This is a genomic window from Vreelandella hamiltonii (assembly GCF_014651775.1).
Classification (GTDB): domain Bacteria; phylum Pseudomonadota; class Gammaproteobacteria; order Pseudomonadales; family Halomonadaceae; genus Vreelandella; species Vreelandella hamiltonii.
In genome coordinates this window covers 91,379-115,268 of sequence record NZ_BMXN01000001.1, presented here as the reverse complement: position 1 = coordinate 115,268, position 23,890 = coordinate 91,379, and the positions used below count along the sequence as shown (strand labels likewise).

General features: G+C 59.1%; 22 protein-coding genes. 6 read left to right on the top strand and 16 right to left on the bottom strand.

Going from position 1 to position 23,890, the window contains the following annotated elements:
* The first annotated feature begins 9 nt into the window (after positions 1–9).
* The gene (locus IE091_RS00545; protein WP_189462539.1) at positions 10–1,482 is read left to right on the top strand and encodes an NCS1 family nucleobase:cation symporter-1; all 1,473 of its coding nucleotides are present in this window, start codon (positions 10–12) and stop codon (positions 1,480–1,482) included.
* A gap of 104 nt (positions 1,483–1,586) precedes the next feature.
* Here IE091_RS00545 and IE091_RS00540 read toward each other — a convergent pair whose 3' ends face one another.
* The 3 genes from IE091_RS00540 to uraH are packed head-to-tail and all read right to left on the bottom strand — an operon-like array spanning position 1,587 to position 3,892.
* Entirely contained in the window at positions 1,587–2,303 is a 717-nt protein-coding gene (locus tag IE091_RS00540) for a GntR family transcriptional regulator (RefSeq protein ID WP_189462538.1), read from the bottom strand.
* Between the two features lie 24 nt (positions 2,304–2,327).
* Positions 2,328–3,527, bottom strand: a complete 1,200-nt coding sequence (locus tag IE091_RS00535; protein WP_189462537.1) for a urate hydroxylase PuuD — start codon at positions 3,525–3,527, stop codon at positions 2,328–2,330.
* A gap of 11 nt (positions 3,528–3,538) precedes the next feature.
* Entirely contained in the window at positions 3,539–3,892 is a 354-nt protein-coding gene (gene uraH / locus IE091_RS00530; protein ID WP_081136265.1) for a hydroxyisourate hydrolase, read from the bottom strand.
* Positions 3,893–4,016: 124 nt separating this feature from the next.
* On the opposite strand from uraH, the gene uraD reads away from it, so the two are divergent.
* Positions 4,017–4,562, top strand: coding sequence for a 2-oxo-4-hydroxy-4-carboxy-5-ureidoimidazoline decarboxylase (gene uraD / locus IE091_RS00525; RefSeq protein WP_189462536.1), 546 nt, complete (start codon positions 4,017–4,019; stop codon positions 4,560–4,562).
* A gap of 62 nt (positions 4,563–4,624) precedes the next feature.
* On the opposite strand, the gene IE091_RS00520 is transcribed toward uraD, so the two are convergent.
* The 3 genes from IE091_RS00520 to IE091_RS00510 form a co-directional block, all read right to left on the bottom strand.
* Positions 4,625–4,981, bottom strand: coding sequence for a phasin family protein (locus IE091_RS00520; protein ID WP_016916200.1), 357 nt, complete (start codon positions 4,979–4,981; stop codon positions 4,625–4,627).
* A gap of 176 nt (positions 4,982–5,157) precedes the next feature.
* Positions 5,158–5,847 (bottom strand): glutathione binding-like protein, encoded by a 690-nt coding sequence (locus IE091_RS00515; protein WP_039175401.1) that lies wholly within the window; start codon positions 5,845–5,847, stop codon positions 5,158–5,160.
* Between the two features lie 88 nt (positions 5,848–5,935).
* Entirely contained in the window at positions 5,936–6,631 is a 696-nt protein-coding gene (locus IE091_RS00510) for a glutathione S-transferase N-terminal domain-containing protein (protein ID WP_039175399.1), read from the bottom strand.
* A gap of 375 nt (positions 6,632–7,006) precedes the next feature.
* Here IE091_RS00510 and IE091_RS00505 point away from each other — a divergent pair, with 375 nt between their 5' ends.
* Positions 7,007–8,698, top strand: a complete 1,692-nt coding sequence (locus IE091_RS00505) for an L-lactate permease (RefSeq protein WP_189462535.1) — start codon at positions 7,007–7,009, stop codon at positions 8,696–8,698.
* Positions 8,699–8,776: 78 nt separating this feature from the next.
* Here the strand turns inward: IE091_RS00505 and IE091_RS00500 are convergent, their stop codons facing one another.
* The 9 genes from IE091_RS00500 to IE091_RS00460 all read right to left on the bottom strand — a co-directional run bounded on the left by IE091_RS00500 (position 8,777) and on the right by IE091_RS00460 (position 19,345).
* A complete protein-coding gene (locus IE091_RS00500; protein WP_039175395.1) occupies positions 8,777–9,301 on the bottom strand; it encodes a gamma carbonic anhydrase family protein in 525 nt (174 codons plus the stop codon).
* 28 nt (positions 9,302–9,329) lie between these two features.
* On the bottom strand, positions 9,330–12,353 hold the full coding sequence (locus IE091_RS00495; RefSeq protein ID WP_189462534.1) for an FAD-binding and (Fe-S)-binding domain-containing protein: 3,024 nt from the start codon (positions 12,351–12,353) through the stop codon (positions 9,330–9,332).
* A 16-nt stretch (positions 12,354–12,369) separates the two neighbouring features.
* Complete coding sequence (locus IE091_RS00490) at positions 12,370–13,593, bottom strand: pyridoxal-phosphate-dependent aminotransferase family protein (protein WP_096921441.1); 1,224 nt, start codon at positions 13,591–13,593, stop codon at positions 12,370–12,372.
* Between the two features lie 120 nt (positions 13,594–13,713).
* Positions 13,714–14,901 carry a CaiB/BaiF CoA transferase family protein gene (locus IE091_RS00485; protein ID WP_189462533.1) on the bottom strand — a complete coding sequence of 396 codons (1,188 nt, stop codon included), beginning with the start codon at positions 14,899–14,901 and terminating at the stop codon, positions 13,714–13,716.
* Between the two features lie 52 nt (positions 14,902–14,953).
* Positions 14,954–15,760 carry an enoyl-CoA hydratase gene (locus IE091_RS00480; protein ID WP_039175386.1) on the bottom strand — a complete coding sequence of 269 codons (807 nt, stop codon included), beginning with the start codon at positions 15,758–15,760 and terminating at the stop codon, positions 14,954–14,956.
* A gap of 10 nt (positions 15,761–15,770) precedes the next feature.
* Positions 15,771–17,054, bottom strand: a complete 1,284-nt coding sequence (locus IE091_RS00475) for a TRAP transporter large permease (RefSeq protein ID WP_189462532.1) — start codon at positions 17,052–17,054, stop codon at positions 15,771–15,773.
* 9 nt (positions 17,055–17,063) lie between these two features.
* Entirely contained in the window at positions 17,064–17,624 is a 561-nt protein-coding gene (locus IE091_RS00470; protein ID WP_189462531.1) for a TRAP transporter small permease, read from the bottom strand.
* Between the two features lie 66 nt (positions 17,625–17,690).
* Positions 17,691–18,668, bottom strand: coding sequence for a TRAP transporter substrate-binding protein (locus IE091_RS00465; protein WP_189462530.1), 978 nt, complete (start codon positions 18,666–18,668; stop codon positions 17,691–17,693).
* A gap of 203 nt (positions 18,669–18,871) precedes the next feature.
* The gene (locus IE091_RS00460; RefSeq protein WP_189462529.1) at positions 18,872–19,345 is read right to left on the bottom strand and encodes a GlcG/HbpS family heme-binding protein; all 474 of its coding nucleotides are present in this window, start codon (positions 19,343–19,345) and stop codon (positions 18,872–18,874) included.
* Between the two features lie 233 nt (positions 19,346–19,578).
* On the opposite strand from IE091_RS00460, the gene IE091_RS00455 reads away from it, so the two are divergent.
* Positions 19,579–20,259 (top strand): GntR family transcriptional regulator, encoded by a 681-nt coding sequence (locus tag IE091_RS00455; RefSeq protein WP_039175376.1) that lies wholly within the window; start codon positions 19,579–19,581, stop codon positions 20,257–20,259.
* Between the two features lie 13 nt (positions 20,260–20,272).
* Here IE091_RS00455 and glcC read toward each other — a convergent pair whose 3' ends face one another.
* The gene (gene glcC, locus IE091_RS00450; protein ID WP_096921444.1) at positions 20,273–21,049 is read right to left on the bottom strand and encodes a transcriptional regulator GlcC; all 777 of its coding nucleotides are present in this window, start codon (positions 21,047–21,049) and stop codon (positions 20,273–20,275) included.
* Positions 21,050–21,261: 212 nt separating this feature from the next.
* Between glcC and glcD the strand changes: the two genes are divergently transcribed.
* Together glcD and glcE are read left to right on the top strand one after the other, a co-directional pair.
* Positions 21,262–22,761 carry a glycolate oxidase subunit GlcD gene (gene glcD / locus IE091_RS00445; protein ID WP_189462528.1) on the top strand — a complete coding sequence of 500 codons (1,500 nt, stop codon included), beginning with the start codon at positions 21,262–21,264 and terminating at the stop codon, positions 22,759–22,761.
* A gap of 17 nt (positions 22,762–22,778) precedes the next feature.
* Positions 22,779–23,876: a glycolate oxidase subunit GlcE gene (glcE, locus tag IE091_RS00440; protein WP_189462527.1), complete on the top strand. Its 1,098-nt coding sequence runs from the start codon at positions 22,779–22,781 to the stop codon at positions 23,874–23,876.
* Positions 23,877–23,890 lie beyond the last annotated feature (14 nt).

Below are 23,890 nucleotides of genomic sequence, written 5' to 3'. Positions count from 1 at the left end.
AGTCTTGCCATGAATGAGCAACCCACCCCAAGCGACCTGAACATCGAGCAGATCGACCCCACCCTTTATAACGACGACCTGGCCCCGCTGAAACCACAGCACCGCACCTGGGGGTCGTTTGAAATTTTTAACGTCTGGTCCAACGATATCCAGAGCCTGTTTGGCTACACCCTAGCGGCATCGCTATTCCTTACCTATGGGTTGAACGGCTGGGCAGTGATGGCCGCCATTATTCTGGCCGGTGTCATCGTGATGTTTCTGGTCAACCTGACCGGTAAACCCAGTGTGAAATATGGCATTCCCTTCCCGGTGATGGTGCGCGCCAGCATGGGCGTACGAGGGGCCAATCTACCCGCCATGATGCGCGCCATCGTGGGTATTTTCTGGTACGGGGTGCAGACCTACTTTGCCTCTACGGCCGTGGCACTGCTGATCACCGCCCTGTTTGGCACAGGCAATGGCGGTTCCTTCCTCGGCCTTTCCGGGGTGGCGTGGCTGTCGTTCGTGATCGTGTGGCTGTTTCAGATTGCGATCTTTTGGCAGGGTATCGAGCGCATCAAGCACTTTTTGAACTGGGCAGGCCCGCTGGTCTATCTGGTCATGGTCGTGCTGATGGTGATTGTCTGGGTCCAGGCAGGCAGTGAGCTGCTCCCCGCCATCGGTACGATTTTCAATAGCAGCGGCGAGCAGGCAGGAATAGGGGCATTTCTGGCCATTGTGGGCACCATGGTGGCCTATTTCGCGGCGGTAGTGATCAACTTCGGCGACTTCACTCGCTTTGTGAAAACCGAGCGCCAGATGAAGCTGGGCAACCTGCTGGGCCTACCCCTGAACGTCGCGTTCTTCTCGTTCATTGCGCTGATCATTACCGCGGGCACCCTGGTCCTGTTTGGCGAAGCGTTGACCAACCCAGCGGATATCGTCGAGCGCGTCGATTCGCTGCCGCTGACCATCGTGGCCGCCCTCACCTTCTTTGCTGCAACCGTGGGCATCAACCTGGTCGCCAATTTCATCCCCCCTGCCTACGATTTGGCCAATCTGTTCCCCAGCAAGATCAGCTTCAAGATGGGCGGCCTGATCACGGCGGTGATTGCCTTCTTCGTGGGTGCCCTATGGATTTCGGTGATCAGCCAGATTGGCGTGCCAGGGTTTGTGAACGCACTGGGCGCCATCGTGGCTCCGTTCTACGGCATCATCGTGGTGGACTACTACCTGATCAAGCGCCAGCATCTCAACATGCAGGAGCTCTTCTCCTCAGCCCCCGGGGGTGCCTATTACTATGTCAACGGCTGGAACACCCGGGCCCTTCTGGCCTTTGGCGGTGCCGCGCTATTCTCGCTCTCCACCGTCATCGTCCCCGCCCTGAGCGGCCTCGACGGCTTCGGGTGGTTGATTGGTGCAGGCCTGGGGGGAGTGTTCTACTACGGGCTAATGAAGCAGTTCAAGGCAGCGCCGACGCTGGCTGAGCAGCGGGCTCATTAAGCCGGTCCGCCAGCGCGGCAGGAGCGCCTGTCTCAGCAACGCCACCGGATCGTCTCCGGTGGCGTTTTTTCTGCTGGCGGCAATCGAGCTGTGCACTATCGTCGCTATGCGCCAAAAATCTGCTGCAAGTCCGGCACATTTTCTTCCTCCTCGACCATGGACAGCGACGCTTCGATGGCCTTGAGGTGACGGCTCATGAAGGCCTTGGCGCGTTCGCCATTGCCTGCTTCCAGGTAGCCGATCAGATCGTCATGGTCGTGGGACTCGCAGCCCAGGTGGCCGCGATGACCATATACGGCGAGGATCAGTGAAGAGCGCGAGCAGAGGCGCTCGACGAATTCCGCCAGGGTGGCGTTGCCGGAGAGCTGCGCCAGGCGCACGTGAAAATCGGCCGAGAGACGGATGGCCACGCTTTGCTGGCCACTGCGCAGGGCCTGTCGCTCCTGCTTGGCCATATCTCGCAGCTCGGCAGCCGCCTTCGCATCCATGCGCCTTGCCACGTCCGGCATCAAGCCGCACTCGATGAGCTGGCGTGCATCGAACACGTCCTTGGCTTCATCGGCAGTAGGACGCGTCACGCTGGCCCCACGGCGCGGGGTCAGGGTCACCAGTTGCTCCAGCGCCAGCCGCTGCAGGATTTTACGGATCCCCGTGCGGCTGATGCCAAACACCTCTGCCAGGGCATCTTCGCGCAGCCGGGCACCCGGCTTGAGGCGTTGCTCCACGATGGCATCGCTCACTGCTCGGTAAATGGCTTCGTGGCGCTCGTCACCCTCTTTTTCCGTGGGCCGCCGTTTCAACGCCGTCTGCGCTTCGCTCATGGGGTCTCCTCTCTGCGAACCGTTTTACTCCTCCCAGGCCGCTATGATATCGCGCTCTTCGTCACTCATGTTGGTGATATTGCCCAGCGGCATGTAGCGAGTGGCGACGACCCGCTGAATCTGCGCCTTGTGGCCCAGTATCTCTTCCCAGTGATCGAAGGCGTAGCCCGCAGGCGGCGCGGAGAACCCGGCGTGCTCAGGGTTACGCGCATGGCACAGGGTACAGTGCTGCTCCACCAGGGCGGTGATCTGGGCCTGGTCGGGGGCCGCACTGGTACTTTCCACGGCGGCGCGCGGGCTGGGGGCCGCTACCCAGAACGCCAGCAGAATGAGCCCTACGCCTATCGCAGGATAGGCAGGCTGGACCTTGCCCGCATGCATCAGCACGAAGAACTGACGAATCAACGCGCCAGCAAAGATGAACAGGGCCATGACGATCCAGGCCTGCTCATGGGAGTAAAGAAAAGAGTAGTGATTACTCACCATCAGCAGCACCACCGGCAGCGTGAAGTAGGTGTTGTGCACCGAGCGCTGCTTGCCGCGCTTGCCATCTAGCGGGTTGGGGGCCTCTCCGGCTTTCATGGCCTTGACCATGCGGCGCTGGCCGGGAATGATCCAGAAGAAGACGTTGGCCGACATGGCCGTGGCCATGACGGCCCCAGTGAGCAGAAAGGCGGCCCGCCCGGTGAACATCTGGGTGCTCAAATACGCCACGACCACCATCATCACCGCCACGGCAATGCTCAGCAGGCCGTCACGCTGCATATCCGGGCTGATACGCTTGCAAAGCTCGTTATAGACCACCCAGCCGCCCAGCAGGAAGCCCAATGCCAGCAGGTTGGCTTGCCATCCGGTGAGGTTGGCCGCCCAGGCCCAGTTGCTGTTGGGGTTGACCAGGTAGAAACCCGGATTGACCATATAAAGAATGACGAACAGCGCAAAGCCAGAGAGCCATGTCGTGTAGGCTTTCCAGAACGACCAGTGCAGGTCGTTGGGGAGCTTGGCAGGGGCCGTGGCGTATTTCTGGTTATGATAGAAACCACCGCCATGCACCGCCCACATCTCACCAAACACGCCCTTGTCACGATCTTCCTGAGCCTTGGGCGTGCGCAGGCTGTTATCCAGCATGACGAAATAGATCGACTCTCCGATCCAGGCAATGGCGGCGATCACGTGGAGCCAGCGCAGCAGCAGGTTGGCAAATTCGATAGTGTACGCTTGCATGTGAAGCCCCCTCAGCTACCGCGGTAGGTCGAGTAGCCATACGGCGAGAGCAGCAGCGGTACGTGGTAGTGCTGGCTGGCATCGGCCACGCCAAAGCGCAGCGGGATGACGTCCAGGAAGCGGGGCTCGGCAGCCTCGACCCCCTGCTGGCGTAGATAGTCTCCCGCATGGAACACTAGCTCATATTCGCCAGCGGTCAGCGCCTCGCCTTCCAACAGCGGCGCATCACAGCGGCCGTCGCTGTTGGTGACGGTGGTCGCTAACGGCTCGCGCTGGCCACCGGTCAACCGAAAGACCTCGATGATGATGCCCTGACCGGGCTGCCCTTTGGCGGTATCCAGCACGTGGGTAGTCAAGCGTCCCATCGTCACTCCTCATATTGGCAGGGTTATTGGTGTTGTTGGCAAGTTTGACCTATTGGTCAAAGAGTACCGTTGATGCTATTTATTGTATACAGCAATTCCCTTTTCGCACGCTTGGAGAACCCTTGTGCCGACTGAAACGCCTTTGCGACTGTCCCCTGCCCCGAGCCAAAGCAGCCTGGAAACCTTCGTGGCACACTATGGCGATGTCTATGAACACTCTCCCTGGGTGGCCAAGGCCGCCTGGCAACACGGCCTGGAAGAGGCTCACGACGCCCCGGATGCGCTGGCCGAACTGATGGGCAAGATGCTTCAACAGGCCTCTCCCGAGCAGCAGACGGCCGTCATTCAGGCACACCCTGATCTGGCCGGCAAAGCCGCGCTGGCCGGGGAGCTGACCCACGACTCTACCAGCGAACAGGCCGGTGCTGGGCTCGATCAGTGTTCACCGGAAGAGTTTGCCCGCTTCGAGCAGTTGAACGCCGCTTATCAGGAGAAATTTGGCTTTCCCTTCGTGATTGCCGTCAAGGGCCTGGACCGCTATGCCATTCTGGAGGCCTTTGAAAAGCGGTTGAACAACGATCCGGCACAAGAAAGAAAAACGGCCATCGAGCAAATCATCAGGATTGCACGGTTTCGGCTGAGAGCGCGTGCAGGCGACGACGCCTCCTAACGCCCGTTCTCTGGATAAAAAAATGCCGCGCTTCAGGGCGCGGCATTTTCATGGAGCAACCGTTACGATTTGGCAGTATCGGCTGCTTTCTTGGTGGTCTCTTCCGCCATTTTCTGGCTTTCCTGCAGGAAGCCCTGGCTGATAGAGGTCACTTTTTCGGAGTCACCTTTCATGCGCTCCATCATGTCGCTGGCCGCTTTCTGCTGGCTTTCCATGGCTTTCTTGAAGCTATCGGCGTCCTTGACGTCGAGCCAGGTGCGCGCCTGGGCGATGGTCATGTCGGAATAGGCGCGTGCGGCATCCATTTGAGCGCCGACCAGCTGCTCGTAGTAGTCCAGCGCTGCCAGTGTGTAAGAGCGCATGGGTGAAACAAACACGGACTCGAACTGCTGGCTGGTTTTTTCTGCTGTCTTGTTCATCACTAAATCTCCTTGAGTGAGCTAGCGGTACGATGCGCTCGACGGCGCATCTTGATAGGCGGTTGCCGTTGCTAATATCAAAGCTAGCAGCGCTTTTTGTGCAGCGCAACATGAATTTTTCACCTTCACGCACGCTGCATCGCCATTATCGATGACTCACTCGCGGTTAATCATTATTAGCGGTTTCCGAACAAGTGCTTACGCGCCAGGTCATCCATGGGCGCTCCTGCCTGGGGGTTCACATCCTCGACCAATGCATAGGCTTTGCGAATGGCGGGACGCTGAGAAAGCTCTTCGAACCAGCGCTCCAGGTCGGGAAACTCCTCCAGGGTCTGGCGCTGTTTTTCCCAGGGCACGATCCATGGGTAGATGGCCATGTCGGCAATCGAGTAACGGTCGCCGCCCACATAGTGCTGCTGAGAAAGACGCTGGTCCAGCACGCTATAAAGCCGATTGGTTTCACGCACGTAGCGCTCGATGGCGTAGTCGATCTTGTGGGGCGCATAGTGGCAGAAGTGATGATTTTGCCCGGCCATGGGGCCTAGCCCACCCATCTGCCAGTGCAGCCACTGCAGTACCACATAACGCTCGCGCCCTTCTGCTGGCAGGAACTGGCCACTCTTGTCTGCCAGGTACTCCAGAATCGCCCCTGACTCGAACAGCGCCATGGGCTGCCCCCCGTCGCGCGGGGCATGGTCGACGATGGCAGGAATACGATTATTGGGCGCAATGGCCAGGAACTCGGGGTCGAACTGCTCGCCACGCCCGATATTGATGGGCTTTACGCGATAAGCGAGCTTTGCTTCTTCAAGCATGATGGAGACTTTGTGGCCGTTGGGCGTTGTCCAGTAATACAGGTCAATCATTGCCATCTCCTTGTCCATGAAGGGCGTCCCCATACAGGGCCTGCCCCTTCATGTTGCCTGTGAGTGTCAGCGGCGAATACCGCTTAGCCTAGTATAGATCACGAATGGTCATGGCCTTGCCCGCCACGCCATCGTGCACCGCCAGCATGCGCTGGAACCAGCCGGCCACGGGGTCACGCTCCTCCACCAGCGTTTCGGTCGAGACGCTATAGGCCCACATCATGCTGCCAAACAGCAGGTAATCTGCCCCAGCGGGGGAGTCACCATCGAGGAAAGGGGTTTCCTTGAGTTGTGCACTGACGGGCACCAGCGCCTGATGCAGTTGCTGGCGGCCTTTCTCAGGGTCGTGAACCGCCTCGAGGCTGGCCCCAAAGCGCGCTTCACGGGTGGTGCGGAAGTACTCCCGATCCTCCGGGTGGATGGCTTCCAGCAGATCCAGCACCACGATACGAAACAGCGCGGGCGTAATGCTGCGATCCACCAGTTGCTTGAACAACGTGACACGCTGCAAGCCCAGCCCATCGCCCAGCACCGGCGCCTCAGGGTAAGTGGTATCCAGGTAGCGCAGGATATCGAAGCTGTCGGTGACCACCGTGTCACCATCGGTCAACACCGGCACCTTGTCATAGTGGGCAAATGCCAGCGCCTCTTTCTGCTGAAACCGCCAAGCCACCGTAGTGTATGCCAGCCCTTTGTGGGCCAGCGCCATGCGCACGCGCCAGCAGTAGGGAGAAAATCTCAAGCGATCATCGCGACCGCACAAATCATAAAGCGTGATGGCCATGGTCGAACGACTCCTGAAAAGAGGTAAAGAGTGCACCTACACTATACGCCGTCACAGCATACGCGATAGGCCTAGAACATCCCTCCTCTGTGTACTGCCTTTCTCCTCCTTGACTGAACTGTCTATTAGTCTAATAACGGCGTCGACTCGGCGCTTCTTTGCAGCGCTAAAAAAGCAATGAATAACAGTCACTTGATATTAAAAAAACGCCTCGATACGCGGCCGAAAAACCCCCTTTTACTGGTAAGACCAATTTTCCAATATAGTCATTCCAGGCGCCTGACCGTATCTTTCACGCTGTCCCAACTATCATTGAAAATGATGCGTTGGCTTTCGCGGAGCACACCAAATCAATAACAAGGGGCCGTTCCTCCCATGAATGAAAATATACTAGCTCTTCTGGCATTTCTGCCGCTGTTGCTGGCCGGGATATTGCTCATAGGCTTTAAGATTCCCGCCAAGATAGCGATGCCGATCGTTTTCCTCACCGCTGCCATTATCGGCCTGACTGCATGGGACATGTCGTTCAGCCGTGTCGCGGCATCCACCGTTCAAGGGTTGATCCAGACCGCTGGCCTGCTGTGGATCATCTTTGGCGCCATCCTGCTGCTGAACACCCTCAAGCACTCCGGTGGCATCACGGCCATCCGTAACGGCTTTTCAGGCATCAGCCCGGACCGCCGCGTGCAGGCGCTGATCGTCGCGTGGCTGTTTGGCTGCTTTATCGAAGGCGCCTCAGGCTTTGGCACCCCCGCTGCGGTGGCTGCACCGCTGATGGTCGCCCTGGGCTTCCCGGCGCTGGCGGCCGTCGTGGTAGGCATGATGATTCAGTCGACCCCGGTATCGTTTGGCGCAGTGGGCACCCCGATTGTGGTGGGCGTGGGCAGCGGCCTCGACCGTGCCGGCATCACGGCGCAACTGGAAGCCAACGGCTCCACCTGGGAAGCCTTCTTCCAGCAGGTCACCAGCACCACGGCAATCACTCACGGCATCGTGGGTATTCTCATGCCGCTGATTCTGGTGCTGATCATGGTGCGCTTCTTTGGCGCCAACCGCTCCTGGAAAGAGGGGCTGTCCATTGCTCCGTTCGCCATTTTCACGGGCATCGCGTTCGTCGTTCCTTACATGCTGGTAGGCGTCTTCCTGGGGCCAGAGTTCCCCTCGATGATCGGTGCCATGGTCGGCCTGGCCATTGTCGTTCCTGCTGCGCGTAAAGGGTTCCTGCTACCGAAAGACACCTGGGACTTCCCGGAAGCCACCTCCTGGCCGGACGAGTGGATCGGCAACCTGCAAATCAAGCTGGACGATGTCGCAGGCAAGGCACCGATCTCGACCCTCAAGGGCTGGATTCCCTATGTGCTGTTGGCGCTCTTCCTGGTGGCCTCTCGCACCATCGAGCCGCTGCGCGTGGCGCTGACTTCCGTGAACCTGAACTGGGCCAACATCTTCGGTGAAGCAGGCGTCAGCGGCGGCATACAGCCGCTCTATCTGCCGGGCGGCATCATTCTGGCCGTGGTGTTCATCACCTACTTCCTGCACAAGATGAACCCGCGTCAGATGAGCGCAGCCGTCTCGGAATCCACCAAAACCATTTTTGGTGCAGGTTTTGTCCTCGTGTTCACCGTGCCAATGGTGCGTATCCTGATCAACTCGGGCGTCAACGGCGCCGATCTGGTCTCCATGCCAGTCATGATGGCCCAGGCCGTTGCCAATGGTGTCGGCGGTGTCTATCCGTTCTTTGCCCCGGCCGTGGGTGCCATGGGTGCTTTCATCGCCGGCTCCAACACGGTTTCCAACCTGATGCTGGCCGAGTTCCAGTTCAGCATTGCGCAAACTCTGGGGCTCTCAACGGCCGTCATGGTCGCGCTTCAGGCGGTGGGTGCTGCTGCGGGTAACATGATCGCGATTCACAACGTGGTCGCCGCCTCGGCAACCGTTGGCCTGCTGGGTCGCGAAGGCACCACGATTCGTAAAACGATCATTCCGACCATCTACTACCTGGTATTCACCGGTATCATCGCGCTGGTCGCGTTCTATGTGCTGGGTATCACTGATCCGCTAATGTAACAACCTCAGTTGGGCTCAGACACCCTCTCCCACCCCCAGGCCACGCCTGGGGGTGGGCGTTTTCAGGTACAGGCAGGCTCAATCGATGCGCTTGAGCGAGTCAGCGTGCTGCTTGCCCCGTATCACATAGCTTTGTGCATTCAGCTTCAGCGCTTCCACCGCCTCTGCCGACAGCTCCCTGACCACTTTGGCAGGTGAGCCGACAATCAACGAGTTTGGCGGAAAGACCGCCCCTTCCTTGATGAAGGCTCCCGCGCCTACCAGGCTGTTCTCGCCAATCACGGCGCCGTTGAGCACTACCGCCTGAATGCCGATCAAGCAGCCATCCCCCACGGTACAGCCATGCAGCATCGCCTGGTGCCCGACGGTCACCCCTTTTCCCACCTTCAGCGGGTAGCCGGGGTCCGCGTGCAGCACGGCGCCATCCTGAATGTTGCTCTCTTCACCGATTTCCAGATGGTCGCTGTCGCCGCGCAGTACCGCCTGATACCACACGCTGGCGCGTGCCTTCAGGGTAACCTGACCGATGACGTCCGCCGTGTCGGCAATGTATACGTCTTCATGAATAGCAGGCTGATGCTCGCCAAATTGATAGATGGCCACGTAACGCTCCTTTTGTTGGTTGTCGCTATCAGGCTAGCGCCTGAGCCAGCAGGCGAGCAACGTGAATCGCTTCGCGCCCGCTGCCATCCTGAATTTGATGACGACAGCTGGTGCCATCGGCCACTAACACCGCTTCCTTGTTTGCGCTTCGCACGGCAGGCAACAGCGTCAGCTCTGCCATTTTCATCGAGGCTTCGTAGTGTTCGGCTTCATAGCCAAAACTGCCCGCCATGCCGCAGCAGGACGACTCGATCGTCTCGACTGACACGCCAGGAATCCAGTTCAGTACCTGCTCTACCGGGCGCAACGCATCAAACGCTTTCTGGTGGCAGTGCCCATGCAGCATCACGCGCCGGCCTTCCATGGGCTTGAGCGTTAACGACAGCTCTCCTGTCGAGTGAGCATGTAGCAAAAATTCCTCAAACAGATAGGCAGCTTCCGACAGTGCCTGCGCCTGTTCACCAAAGCCATACTGCAAGAATTCATCACGCATGCTGAGCAAGCATGAGGGTTCCAACCCCACCACGGCCACGCCACGCTCTACGAACGGCATCAGGAAGTCCAGCGTGCGCTGTGCCTCGGCCTTGGCTTTCTCGAACTGGCCCGAAGAGAGGTAGGTGCGGCCACAGCAGAGCGGCCGCTGGCCTTGGGTCACATTGAGATGCACGCGATAGCCAGCGGCCTCCAGCACTCGCTTGGCAGCGGACGCATTGTCGCCCTCCATGTAGTTATTGAAGGTATCCACAAACAGCAGGACTTCTTTCTCTGCAATTGGCCTCTCTGCAGTTGGCCTCTCAGCGGTTGACGAAGAGTCCGCCGTCGCCAGAAAGTTGCCGTTAAACGCGGGAAGCGCTCTTTGCGGGGCCAGCTTGAGCGCCTGCTTGATGCGCTTCGCCAGCCAGGGAGCCCGTTCGATACCGTTCACCAAACCTGAGAACCGGCTAGCCCAAGGGGCGTAACGGGGCATTTCGCCAACCATGCGATCACGCAACGTGAGGCCTTTGGCGCGCACCCGAGCCGCCCGTGCTTCTATCTTGAACTTGGCCATATCAACGCCCGTGGGGCAGTCGCGCTTGCACCCTTTACAGGAAACGCATAGATCCAGCGCCTCTTTCACCTCATCGCTGGCAAGTCCTTCATCCCCCAACTGCCCCGAGAGCACCTGCCGAAGCGTGTTTGCCCTCCCCCTGGTCAGGTGCTGCTCTTCTTTGGTGATGCGGTAGCTTGGGCACATGGTGCCTGCATCGAACTTGCGACAGTGGCCGTTGTTGTTGCACATCTCGACCGCCATGGCCAAGCCATGGGTGGTGTCTCCGGCACTGCCAGGAGGCGTCTGCTCCCCCGTGAGCGGATCTCGCTTCACGTTCCAGGAGGACCAATCGAATACCGGCGTCATCGGAATACGCTGATAGGTGGAGGGAAACCGGAAGTAGCGCTCGTCATCCATTTTCGGAGTATCGACGATTTTTCCAGGATTGAGCAGGTTCTGCGGATCAAAGAGCTGTTTCACTTCGCGGAAAGCGTCATTGATGGTCTCGCCAAACTGCCAAGCAACCCACTCGCCACGGCAAATACCGTCGCCGTGCTCACCCGAGTACGCGCCCTTGTACTCACGCACCAGCGCAGAGGCCAGCTCTGCGATTTCACGCATTTTTTGCGCCCCGTCGCGGCGCATGTCCAGAATGGGGCGAACGTGCAGCGTGCCGACCCCCGCATGGGCGTACCAGGTGCCCTCCGTGCCATAGCGATTGAACACCTCGGTGAGCTTTGCGGTGTACTCGGCAAGGTGCTCGAGGGGAACGGCGCAATCTTCGATGAAAGAGACCGGCTTGCCATCGCCTTTCATGCTCATCATGATATTGAGCCCAGCCTTGCGCACGTTCCACAGCGCTTTCTGCTCGGCCGCCTCCGGCATATTCACCACGCTGCCGGGCAGTCCTAAATCACTCATCAACTCATTCAGGCGGCCTAGCGCTTCAAGCTGGGCATCTCGGTCTTGCCCGGCAAACTCCACCAGCAAAATGGCTTCCGGCTTGCCGATCAGCGCTTTTTCGATCACCGGCCTGAACGCCGGATTCTCGAGCGAGAGCTCGATCATCGTGCGGTCGACGAGTTCGACCGCCATCGGCCCCAGCTTGACGATATGCTGAGTAAAATCCATGGCTTGGTAGAACGTGGGGAAGTTGACGACCCCCAGCACTTTTTGTTCGGGGAGCGGCGACAGCTTCAGCTTGATACGGCGGCTTACCCCGAGCGTCCCTTCAGAGCCGATGAGCAAGTGCGCCAAATTCGCCCGCCCATTCGGGTCATAAGGGATAGGGTTTTGGCAGTCGAACAGGTCGAGGTTATAGCCCCCCACGCGACGCAACACTTTGGGAAAGTGGTCGCGAATATCATGGCCGACCCGCTCGGCTATGGCTTTTACCTGCTGGGCGAGTCGCTGCTCCCGTGAGCCCTCGGCAAAGCCATCCACAAAGCTGAAATTCACGTCGCATCCATCGGCCAGGGTGGCTTCGATGCCCTCGACGTTGTGCACCATGTTGCCGTAGTAAATAGAGCGCGATCCGCAGGAATTATTGCCTGCCATTCCGCCAATGGTGCATTGGGCACTGGTGGATACATCCACCGGATACCACAGCCCGTGGGACTTGAGCCAAGCATTGAGGTGATCCAGCACCATGCCTGGCTCCACCACCACGGTGCGTGCGTCAGGGTCGAACTCCACCACTTGATTCAGCCAGCGCGTGGTATCGAGAACCAATGCCTCACCAACGGTTTGACCACACTGGCTGGTGCCTGCCCCACGTGCCAACACCGGCACGTGGGCATCACGGGCAATGTCCAGGGCAATTTTCAAATCTTCCTGATGGCGTGGGATCACCACGCCAACGGGGGTTATCTGATAAATGGATGCGTCAGTGGCATAACGCCCCCGAGTCGCCTGATCAAATAAGACATCGCCTGCGAGCTCTCGTGAAAGCCGTTCAGCCAGACCGCTGATCGGCTTGATCTTGGCATCTCTTGGCGCATGTTGGCTGGTCAGTGACGTCATGACACTCCTCCCCTTTTTAACGCGCCTGATGGTCGCTTGAAGCTTGCAACGGGTTCGCTGCGAAGTACTCCAACGCTGCCAAGACACCGCTGCCGCGCAGTGAAACGCCTGCCAGCTTCATGCCCGCTTCGCAGCCGCCCAGCGTGGCAATCAGGGTCAGGTCGTTGCAATCCCCCAGGTGCCCGATACGGAACATCTTGCCTTTCGCCTTGCCAAGGCCCATTCCCAGCGACAGGTCAAAACGCTCATAGATGATCTTGCGCACGGCATCCGCATCCACGCCTTCCGGCATCACCACCCCTGTGAGTACCGGCGAGTACAGCGCGGGGTCCTGACACTGAATCTCCAAGCCCCACGCTTGTACCGCCGCACGCACCCCTGCCGCCCAGCGCTGGTGGCGGGCCAGTACCTGTGGCATACCCTCATCCAGCAGCATGTCGAGTGCTTCATTAAGGCCGTACAGCAAGTTGGTGCTGGGGGTATAGGGCCAATAGCCGTTCTGGTTGGCTTCTAGAATTTCATCCCAGGCCCAGAAACTCTTGGGCAGCTTGGCCTGCCTGCTCACCTCGATCGCCTTGGGTGAGAGCGCATTGAAACTAATGCCCGGCGGCAGCATCAGGCCCTTCTGTGAGCCGGACACCGTGACATCCACGCCCCACTCATCGTGGCGGTAATCGGCACTGGCCAACCCGGAAATGGTATCCACAATCAACAAGGCTGGGTGATTGGCCTCATCGATGGCTCGACGAACCGCCGCAATGTCACTGGTGACCCCCGTGGAGGTTTCGTTGTGCACCACACAGACCGCTTTGATCTCGTGCTCAGGGTCGTCTTTTAGCCGCTCTTTGATCATCTGGGCTTGCACGCCTTGGCGCCAGCCTTCATACCCCGGCAGGCCAATGAATTCCGGCGTCAGATCCAGGCGCAGCGCCATCTTGTGCCATAGCGTGGCAAAGTGGCCCGTTTCGAACATCAGCACCCGGTCGCCAGGCGACATGGTATTGGCCAACGCAGCTTCCCAGGCGCCCGTGCCAGAGGCGGGGTAGATCACTACCGGGTGTTCGGTCTTGAACACCTGCTTGGTCTTGGCCAACAGTTCACGGCCCAGCGCGCCAAACTCCGGCCCACGGTGATCGATCGTTGGCAGGCTCATGGCGCGCAGAATGCGGTCTGGCACCGGCGATGGGCCAGGAATCTGCAGAAAATGACGACCGGAGGGGTGAAAATCGAGCTTCAACATGATGTCGCTTCCTCTTTGTTGTTGTAATGCAGTTGTTGTAATGCGGTTGTTGTGATGCGGTTATCGCGAAACAGCACGGCACTAAATTGGATAATGAATTCAAACCATGTTTTTAAAAAACTACTTTATGCACCCTTCGGCACGCAACGTGTCGCGCTCTTCATCCGACAGGCCCAATTGCTCGAGCACCTCATCGGTATGTTGAGCAAAGAGCGGCGCTGCAGAACGGATCTGGGCAGGCGTACGTGAGAACTTGCTGGGAAAACCGATGGTTTTCATTTTGCCGATCACCGGATGATCCATCTCCTCCACCATGCCACGGGCCAGATAGTGCTCATCCTGCATGGCCTGGGCGAAATCATTGATAGGCCCTGCCGGTACGCCGGCGGTATCACACAGCGCCAGCCACTCATCGACGGTCTGGTGGGCCATCAGCTCTTCGAGCAGCGCCTCCAGTTCATCCACATGCTGGCCACGATCATGGTTGGTCAGAAAGCGGGGGTCTTCCATCAGCGTGGGCCGTTTCAATACATCGCCGCAAAACCGCTCCCAGGTCCGTTGGTTGGCGCAGCCCAGCATCAAATAACCATCCTCGGCCTTCACCGCCTGATAAGGCGCAGACACCCGATGGCGCCAGCCAGTAGGGCCAGGCACCGTGCCTTCAGAGAAGTAAGCCGCCGCTTCCCAGGTAAACCAGGGCAACCCGCATTCGGTAATGGCGATATCGATATGCTGCCCTTCCCCCGTCTTCATCTTGTGGATGTGGGCGGCCAAAATCGAATAGACCGCCGTGATGCCACCGCCAATGTCGTAGACCGCGATGCCGGTCTTCAAGGGGCGCCGCCCGGCTTCGCCGGTCATCGACATCAGCCCCGTCATCCCTTGGGCCACCAGATCGAACCCGCCTTTGTGGCTGTAGGGCCCGGTCTGGCCATACCCCGAAATGGAGCAGTAAACGATACCTGGATTGATGGCTTTGATGGTGTCGTAGTCGATCGACAGTGACTGGGTGACCCCCGGGCGATAGTTCTCGACGATGACATCCGCATCGGCTGCCAGTCGATAAAAGATCTGGCGGGCACGCTCGTCTTTCAGGTTGAGTGAAATACTTTTCTTGTTGCGGTTGATTTGCGAGAAGCAGGTCGACTCGCCGTTCACATATGGCCCCATCTGACGGCTGTCATCGCCGCCATTGAGTTTCTCTACCTTGATGACCTCGGCACCCATATCCGCCAGCACCATGGTGCAGTAAGGACCAGCCATGATCTGTGACACATCGAGGACTTTTATATCTTGTAAAGGAAGCATGCGCTTTCCTCCTCAAGCCTGTGATAGGCATCTACTGAGCAGAGCGGCAGCCTTACTGGCCGCGCCACTCAAAAGGCGTTTTATTGACGAATTTGTTCACCGCTGCCGAGAAATCCTGGCTCAGGTAGCAAGTGGCCACCCAATCGTCGCTGGCATCGGGCGGGAGCCGCCGCTGGGCCTGCACGCGATTGATCAGCGCCTTGCTGGCCTGCAGGGTCAGCGGTGCACGTTTGGCAAATTCGGCGGCAATGGTGGCGACTTCGGCGTAGATGTCCGCCCCATCGAACAGCTGATTGACCAAACCCGCGCCCAGCGCTTCTTCTGCCGTCACCAGTTTCGCCATCATCAACACTTCTTTCGTGCGCGGGATACCGACCATATCCACCAGCCGAGACACGTTGGTAATGGAGAGCGTATTGCCCAGCGTCTTGGCAATAGGCACCCCAAATTTCAGCGTGTCGGTGGCATAGCGAAAATCACATACCAGCGCCAACGCCGCGCCGCCGCCTACACAGGCCCCTTCGATCAGCGCCAGCGTGGGTTTCGGAAAGGTTTCAAGCTTGCCCACCACACGGTCGATGCGCCGCTCGTAGCCAATGGCATCCTCCGCTTCCGCAAAATGTGCAAACTGGGTGATGTCGGTCCCCGCCACGAAGGCTTCCCCGCCGACACCGTGAAGCACCAGGGCATGGATATCGGTATCGTCGGCTAACGTGTCGCAGTAGTACTCCAAGGCGTTGTACATTTCCCACGTCATGGCATTGCGGCTTTGCGGACGGTTGAACCCTAACCAGGCCACACCGTCTTTCACTTCGCAGCGCAAACTATCGGTGGTGGGTGCTTGTAGTTGCTGTGTCATGGAGCACCCCTTATCCGTAGATGAAGTTGACCAATGCCAAGGCAAAGGCAGGAATGTAGGTATTGATCATCAAAATCGTGAACAGCACGGCAATGAACCAGAGATTGGTTTTGGACGTTGCCCAGATGTCTGATTTCGCAATGGAGCAGGACGCAATCAATACGCTGGCAACCGGCGGGGTCTGCTGCCCGATGGCCAGGTTCAGCGTGACGATCAGACCGAAGTGCAGCGGATCGATACCCACTTCCAGTACCAGCGGCAGCACGATAGGTACGACCAGAATGATGGCGGCTGCCGAGTGCAGGAACACACCGAGAATCAGGAAGATGATGTTCAGCAGTGCCAGGATCACATACTTGTTGCTGGTCAGGTCGCTGATTTGCAAAGCAATGGCCTGAGGAATACGGGTTTCGGTCAGATACCCGCCCACCACCGCAGACGCCGCCACGAGCAGCATGACGACGGCAGTTTGCACACCAGCGCTTTTGCACGAGTCGATGAAGTTCTTGAGGGTAAACTCGCGATAGACCACCGCACTGATGAAGATGGCGACACACACTGCCAGCGCAGCACCTTCCGTCGCCGTCACGAAGCCGCCGAAAATCCCACCCAGAATGATGACCGGAATCAACAGCGCCCAAACGGCCTCTTTCAGTGCCTTCCAGAGTTGCGACACCCGGAAACGACCTTCAGAGGGGAAGTTGTACTTACGCGCCAGGTAGTAGCACATGGCCGCCAAGCCCATCGCCCCCAGCAGGCCAGGAAAGATACCGGCCACAAACATCTGAACGACCGACTCACCCGACATGACCGCGTACAGAATCATGGGTATGGAAGGCGGAAGGATAATTGCCAGACTGGCCGCCGAAGAGGAAATCGAGGCGGCAAACTCTTTGGAGTACCCCTTCTTGCGCATGGCAGGAATCAAGATACTGCCAATCGCCGACACGCCCGCCACCGATGACCCGGAAATTTCGGCAAAGAACACCGACGCACCGATGGTCACCATCGACAGGCCACCCTTGATGAACCCCACCATGGCCATGGCCAGATCGATCAAGCGTCGCGAGATGCTGGAGGCGTTCATGATGGCACCTGCCAGAATGAACAGCGGGATGGCGATCAACGGAAAGTTGGTTGCCCCCTCGAACATCGTCATACCCACCGTCGGCATCGCCATGCTGCCGTAGGTGATGAAGGTGGCTATCGTCCCTACCAACGCCAGAGCGACCGCCACTGGCACATTGATCAAGATCAGCGCGATCAGAGCAATGAAGATATAGAGAATGATCATGATGGTTACTTATCCCCGCTGCTGTGTGCTGACGGCTTCGACCTCATCGGCATCGATGCCGACCTCTTCAAGCTCATGGTCCACAAAGCCTTTGCCTCGGGCACTTTTCAAAATATCGGGCAGCCGCAGCAGCTCGGCGATAATGAACAGGACAGAAGCGATGGGAATGGCGGACTGGGTCATCTGCATGGAAATGGATGGCAGGCTCACCATGTTCATGCCTTCCAGAATCATCATGACCTGGTAGCTCGCCAACCCTAGAAAGACGAAGAAACCAATCGTGATGGCTTCGGCCAGCAGGGCAACGGGCACCCGTACCGCCGGAGGGCACATGTTCAGCACGCTGGGGCAAGTGATATGCGCCCCTTTGGCAGCCGCCAGGGCAGCCCCGTAATAGGTCACCCATGCCAGCAGTACGGCCGCCAGCTCGTCGTACCAGCTCAGCGGAGAACCCAGGTAACGAGAAACGAAGCCAATCGTGACGACCCCGGCCAACGCAATCACCAGCACCACCACGATGCCTTCAAGAAACGCAAAGTAGGCGTTCTTGAACTTGGTATAAGTGCTCATTGAAACCTCCTGTTGGTAGAGGCGTCCGCCGACAAGGGCAGCCGCCTCCAAGAAATGGTGGCGACGTTACTCGCGCAGGGCGGCAACGGAGTCCAGCATTTCCTGACCACCGGCAACATCGCTTGCGAACTTGTTGTAGATGGATTGAGAGGCCTCAACGAAAGCATCGAAGTCCACGTCATTGACTTCCATACCGGCATCACGCATGTGCACCAGGGTCTCGTCATCGAGGCGCTGGCCCTCTTCCAAGGCAAAGTCTTCCATTTCCAGCGCGACTTCTTGCAAGACCGTGCGTACTTCTTCCGGCAGCCGATTCCAGCTTGCGCCAGCCGTCAGGTAGGCAGGGGTATAGACGTGATTGGAGATGGACAAATAGTCTTGAACCTCATGAAAGCGAGAGGAGAAGGTTTGAATCAGGGGATTCTCCTGGCCATCCATCGCACCCGTCTGAAGGGCGACGAACACCTCGGAGAGGGACATCGGGGAAGGCGCAGCCCCATAGCTGCGGAACATCTCTATCCGCCACACACCGCTGGGCGTTCTCAGTTTGATACCGCGTAGATCCTCGGGCACGGTAATGGGGCGAACGTTATTGGTGATTTGGCGGAAACCGTTTTCCCACACGCCAATGATTCTGAAGCCACGCGCTTCGGCTGCCTCATACAGGGGGCCACGTACTACCTCGTCGCGCACTCGCTTCATGTGCTCGCGGTCTTCGATCAGGTAAGGCATTTCGAACAGCGCAAACTGCTCTGACTCCGAACTCATGACCGTCGAGGGAATGGAGAGATCCAGTGACCCCAGGCGCAGGCGACGCATCATGGATTCGTCGCTGCCTAGCTGGCTGTTGCCGTAGACGTTCACCTCCGCAATACCGTCGAGGCGTTCATTGGCCAGCTCCGCAAAGCGGTTGGCCGTGATTTCGAACAGGGATCCTGGCCCGCCTACATGCCCAAGGCGTACCTCGACGTTGGCCTGCGCCAGCGAGGCGCTCAGCCCCAGGGTCACGGCCGTTGCCAAAAAAGCTGTTTTAATGAATTTCATGGGAGTGCTCCAAGTGAACCGTTGTTGTTATTGAATCTTCACCCACTCAATTTGAATTCAAAATTCAAAATTAGGTATTAAACTTTCGTATCGAGCCGCTTTGCGAAATTTCAATGCTCTGAATAAGCAGGCATTTATGGCGATGACGGGCAAAAAAAAGCAGCGCCTGACAGGCACTGCTCGTACGAACGTTGCGCATTTTTTCAGCGCGGCTCCCCTCCTGGCGCCAACCCCCAGTGCAAACCCGCCGCCTCGATACCGGCAATGGCTGCCTGCTGATCTTCATCAGAAGAGGCACCGCTCACCCCCACGGCCCCCACCACACGTTGCTGGGCATCCAGAATCGGTACCCCGCCGGCAACCGGAACGAAGTGCCCCCCAGAGGCCGCCGCCACACTGGCCAAAAAGGCAGGCCGCTCGCTGTTTCGCTCGCCGATGATGCCACTCGAGATTCCCATGCCGATTGCTGCGTATGCCTTGCCCTGGGCGACAGGAAAGCGCAATGGCGCGCATCCATCCTCGCGCTCGGCACATACCACATGCCCTCCCGCATCCAATACCACGATGGTCAGTGGCGTGAGTTCAGCCCCCCGCGCCTGCTGTATTGCACCGTCCACGATGCGCCTTGCCTGCTCTCGTCCAAGCTGCACGCTGCACGTAAATACACTTCCCGCCATGGCTCAGCTCCTGTTTATTGTTGAATGATGGATCGCCGCCCTGCTGCGACGGCTTTTTGAGAATAGCCCAGACAGCAAACTGCATTCATAATTACTTTTGCAGATCATACAAAGAAGCGTCACTATGTCTGTAAAGCGTTACTGCCTGTAAACCCCTACTGGGCTTGGCATGACGCGCCGCATGACCAACCGCTTGGGGAGCAACAGGCGGGCTTACCAAAAGGGACAGCACCATGACTAAAATCCTGCAGCGAAACCTCTATCGCGAAGTCGCTGATCGCATCGGCGAGCTGATCGAACATGGCGAGCTTGCGCCTGGTGAGCGTATTTCAGAGAAACAGCTGTGCGAACGGTTCGGCGTATCGCGCACGCCCCTGCGGGAGGCCCTGAAAGTATTGGCCACCGAAGGGTTGATCGAACTGCTGCCCAACCGTGGCGCGCGTGTCGTGCGCTTGACGTTCAAAAAGGTCAAGGATACCTACGACCTGATGGCGGCTCTGGAAGGGCTGTCAGGTGAACTCGCCTGCCAACATATCAGCGATGCCGAAATCAAAGCGGTGCGCAAACTGCACGACACCATGCTGGAGCACTACCATCAACGCGATCTGGCGAGCTATTTCATCGTCAACCAGCAGATACACGAAAGCATCCTGGCAGCGTCGCGCAATGAAGTGCTCCAGGAGATGTACAGCAATCTCAGCCAGCGGGTGAAACGGGTCCGCTACTCCAAGAAGATGACTCAGAAGTTCTGGCGCCAGGCCGTACAGGACCACGAAAACATGATCGAAGCGCTCGAAGCACGCGATAGCCCTCGGCTAGGGCAGATTCTGCGCGATCACCTGTGCAACAAGCTCGAAGTCGCCACCCTGGCGGGGGTCATCGAGGATGACAGCCTCAACGTAGCCAACTGCTAACCCGCACCCTTCACTACCACTGTTCCAGGCGCATGGCGGAGCGCTCCAGGCGATCGTGCTCCGCCTCCAGCTCTCTCAGCAATTCACTGATGCTGGTGAGGTGCTCCAGCGCAATCTGCCGCGCCTGCTCGGCGTGGCCGCTGACTACCGAGTCATGCAGGCGTGCGTGCTGCTGATTGATCATTTCTCTGGGCCCGGGCCGGTGGTAGAGGTGCTTGACCGATGCAAAGACCGAGCTGAGCAACAGATCGGTCAGCCCCTGCAGCGTATGCACCAGCACGGGGTTGTGGGAGGCCTGGGAGATGGCCAGATGAAACGCGTGGTCCAGTCGCGCCAACTGCTCGACTTCCAGGGTATCCGTCTGGGCAGCGTATTCGGCCATCTCACGATAGCGGCGTGTGATCAGCACGCGGTCCATGGACGTGCCACGCCGAGCCGCCAGATAGGCAGACTCGCCCTCTAGCAGCGCGCGCACTTCCAGCAGGTCGAACAGCGTCCGCGGATGGTCACGGAACAGATGCATCAGCGGGCTCTGGTGCTGGCTCGGCAACAGGGACGCCACGGTGGAACCATGGCCCTGGCGAGTGTTGATGATGCCCTTGCTGCGCAAGATCCTCAGCCCCTCACGCAGGGAGGCACGAGAAACACCCAGACGCTCACATAGCCGCCGCTCGGAAGGCAGCAGTTGCCCCGGTCGAAAGACTCCCTCGAGAATCAGCTCTTCCAGCCTGGCCGCCACGTGCTCGGGCGTGCGTTTGCCCATGGCGATGTCATCGTTGTTGAGTACCACTTGCCCTCCTCTCTGCTTGAGCCACAACGCCTCCTGGCGGTAAGACCAAGTAGCTGCCTGGGGTGAGTATGCCACGAACCTTGCGACTATCGACCAATTACTGGTCAGACCACTGCACCACAGGCTGGACAGGCGCCTGAAAAAAGCTCAGATTGGCGTCAAGCGGCGGCGACCTGCTGCTCTGTTCAACGATAAAAATGAAGGATGTCGCGATGAATATCCTGTTCGACGAGCGCCTCGATGGCGAGCTCGTCCACCGTGATAAAGCCGAGGTGCTCAGCGACCTGCAAAGCGCTGTGCCTACCTTGACCCTGCTGCACCGCGAAGAAGACCTGCGCCCATTCGAATGCGATGGTCTGGCGGCTTATCGGGTGCTGCCCATGCTGGTCGCCCTGCCGGAAACGCTGGCCCAGGTGGAAGGCCTGCTCAAGCGCTGTCACGCCCTGGGCGTACCGGTGGTGACCCGCGGCGCAGGCACCGGGCTTTCCGGCGGCGCCCTGCCCCTCGAACAAGGCGTGCTGCTGGTCATGTCGCGCTTCAACCAGATCATCAGCGTCGACCCCGATGCCCGTCTGGCCAGGGTACAAACCGGCGTTCGCAACCTGGCGATTTCCGAGGCAGCGGCGCCCTATGGCCTGTATTACGCGCCCGACCCGTCTTCCCAGATTGCCTGCTCCATTGGCGGTAACGTCGCCGAAAACGCCGGTGGCGTGCACTGCCTCAAGTATGGCCTGACCGTGCACAACGTGCTGCGCGTGGACGTACTGACCATCGAAGGCGAGCACATGACGCTGGGCTCCGAAGCGCTGGATGCGCCAGGCTTTGATCTGCTCGCGCTGATGAATGGCTCCGAAGGCATGCTGGGGGTGGTCACGGAGATTACCGTCAAGCTGTTGCCCAAGCCGGAAACCGCCAAGGTCCTCATGGCCAGCTTCGACGATATCGAAAAGGCAGGCCGCGCAGTGGGTGACATCATTGCCGCAGGGATCATTCCCGGTGGCCTGGAAATGATGGACAAGCTCGCCATTCAGGCCGCAGAAGACTTCATCAAGGCGGGCTATCCAGTGGATGCCGAAGCCATTCTGCTCTGCGAGCTGGACGGCGTCGAAGCAGACGTGGACGACGACTGCGAGACCGTTCGCCGCGTACTGGAAACGGCCGGGGCCACCCATATTCAACAGGCTCGGGACGAAGCCGAGCGCGCCAAATTCTGGGCCGGGCGCAAGAACGCCTTCCCGGCGGTAGGCCGCATGTCACCGGACTACTACTGCATGGATGGCACCATTCCCCGCCGCGAGCTGCCCCGGGTACTCAAGGGCATTGCCGCGCTTTCCGAGGAGAGTGGCCTGGCTGTGGCCAACGTGTTTCACGCGGGCGATGGCAATATGCACCCGCTGATTCTGTTCGATGCCAACAAAGAGGGTGAGCTGGCCCTGGCGGAAGACGTCGGTGGCAAGATTCTGGAGCTGTGCGTTGCCGCAGGAGGCTCGATTACCGGCGAGCACGGCGTAGGGCGCGAGAAGATCAATCAGATGTGCAGCCAGTTTCAGCCCGACGAACTGACGGTCTTTCACGCTCTGAAAGCGGCCTTCGACCCGCAACGGCTGCTCAATCCGGGGAAGAACATTCCGACCCTGGCGCGCTGCGCCGAATTTGGCGCCATGCATGTACATAACAACGAGTTACCGCATCCGGAGCTGCCACGCTTCTGATGCCACAAGGACCGACCATGACCGAACTAGCGATACACGCTGACCAGGATATCGCCGCTGAACTGTGCGAACAGGTGCGCAGCGCCTACGCCGAGCGCACTCCGCTACGCATCGTGGCGGGAAACACTCGGGCTTTCTATGGCCGCTCGGTAGAAGGCGCGGAGCTCAATGTCGCGGCCCATCGCGGCATCGTCTCCTACGACCCCGTGGAGCTGGTGGTGACCGTGCGGGCCGGCACACGACTTGACGCGCTGAACGCAGCACTTGCCGAGAAGCATCAGATGCTGCCTTTCGAGCCACCGATCTTTGGCGAAGCCAGCACCATTGGCGGTGCGGTCGCCACCGGCATGTCCGGCCCCCGTCGCCCCTGGGCCGGGGCTGCCAGGGATTTCGTGCTGGGCACCCGGGTGATCACCCAGGAAGGCAAACTGCTGCGCTTTGGCGGCGAAGTCATGAAGAACGTGGCGGGCTACGATCTCTCCCGCATGATGACCGGCGCCCAGGGCACGCTGGGCGTACTGGCCGATATCTCTTTCAAGGTGCTGCCGATTCCCACCGCCAGCCATAGCCTGCGCCTCTCCATGGGTCTGGAAGACGCCCTGGCGAAGCTCTCCGAGCTGGGCCGCCAGCCGCTGCCGATCACCGCCACGGCCTGGCACGCGGGCGAGCTGTTCATTCGCCTGGAAGGCGGCGAAAGCTCGGTCAAGGCGACCAAAGAGCGGCTGGGCGGCGACGCCCTCTCGGCAGACTTCTGGCAGCAGCTACGCGACCTGCAGCACGCCTTTTTCAACCTGGCCGAGGGCCAAGCTCTGTGGCGCCTGTCGCTACCACCCCATACACCGCCGTTGGCACTGGCCGTCGATGAAAGCGATATCTTCTACGACTGGGGCGGCAGTCAGCGCTGGGTGAAAACCCCATTGCCCGCGCAAACCCTGCGCGATGCCTGCCAGCAGGCAGGCGGCCACGCCACCTGCTACACCCCGCATCATCAGGGCGGTGCGGAGTCACCGTTCACGCCACTGAATTCAGTCGTGGAAAAGTATCATCGCAACCTGAAGGCCGAACTGGATGCCCACGGCATTTTCAATCCTGGTCGTCTTTATGCGGCATTTTAATCAGGAGAGCTGAC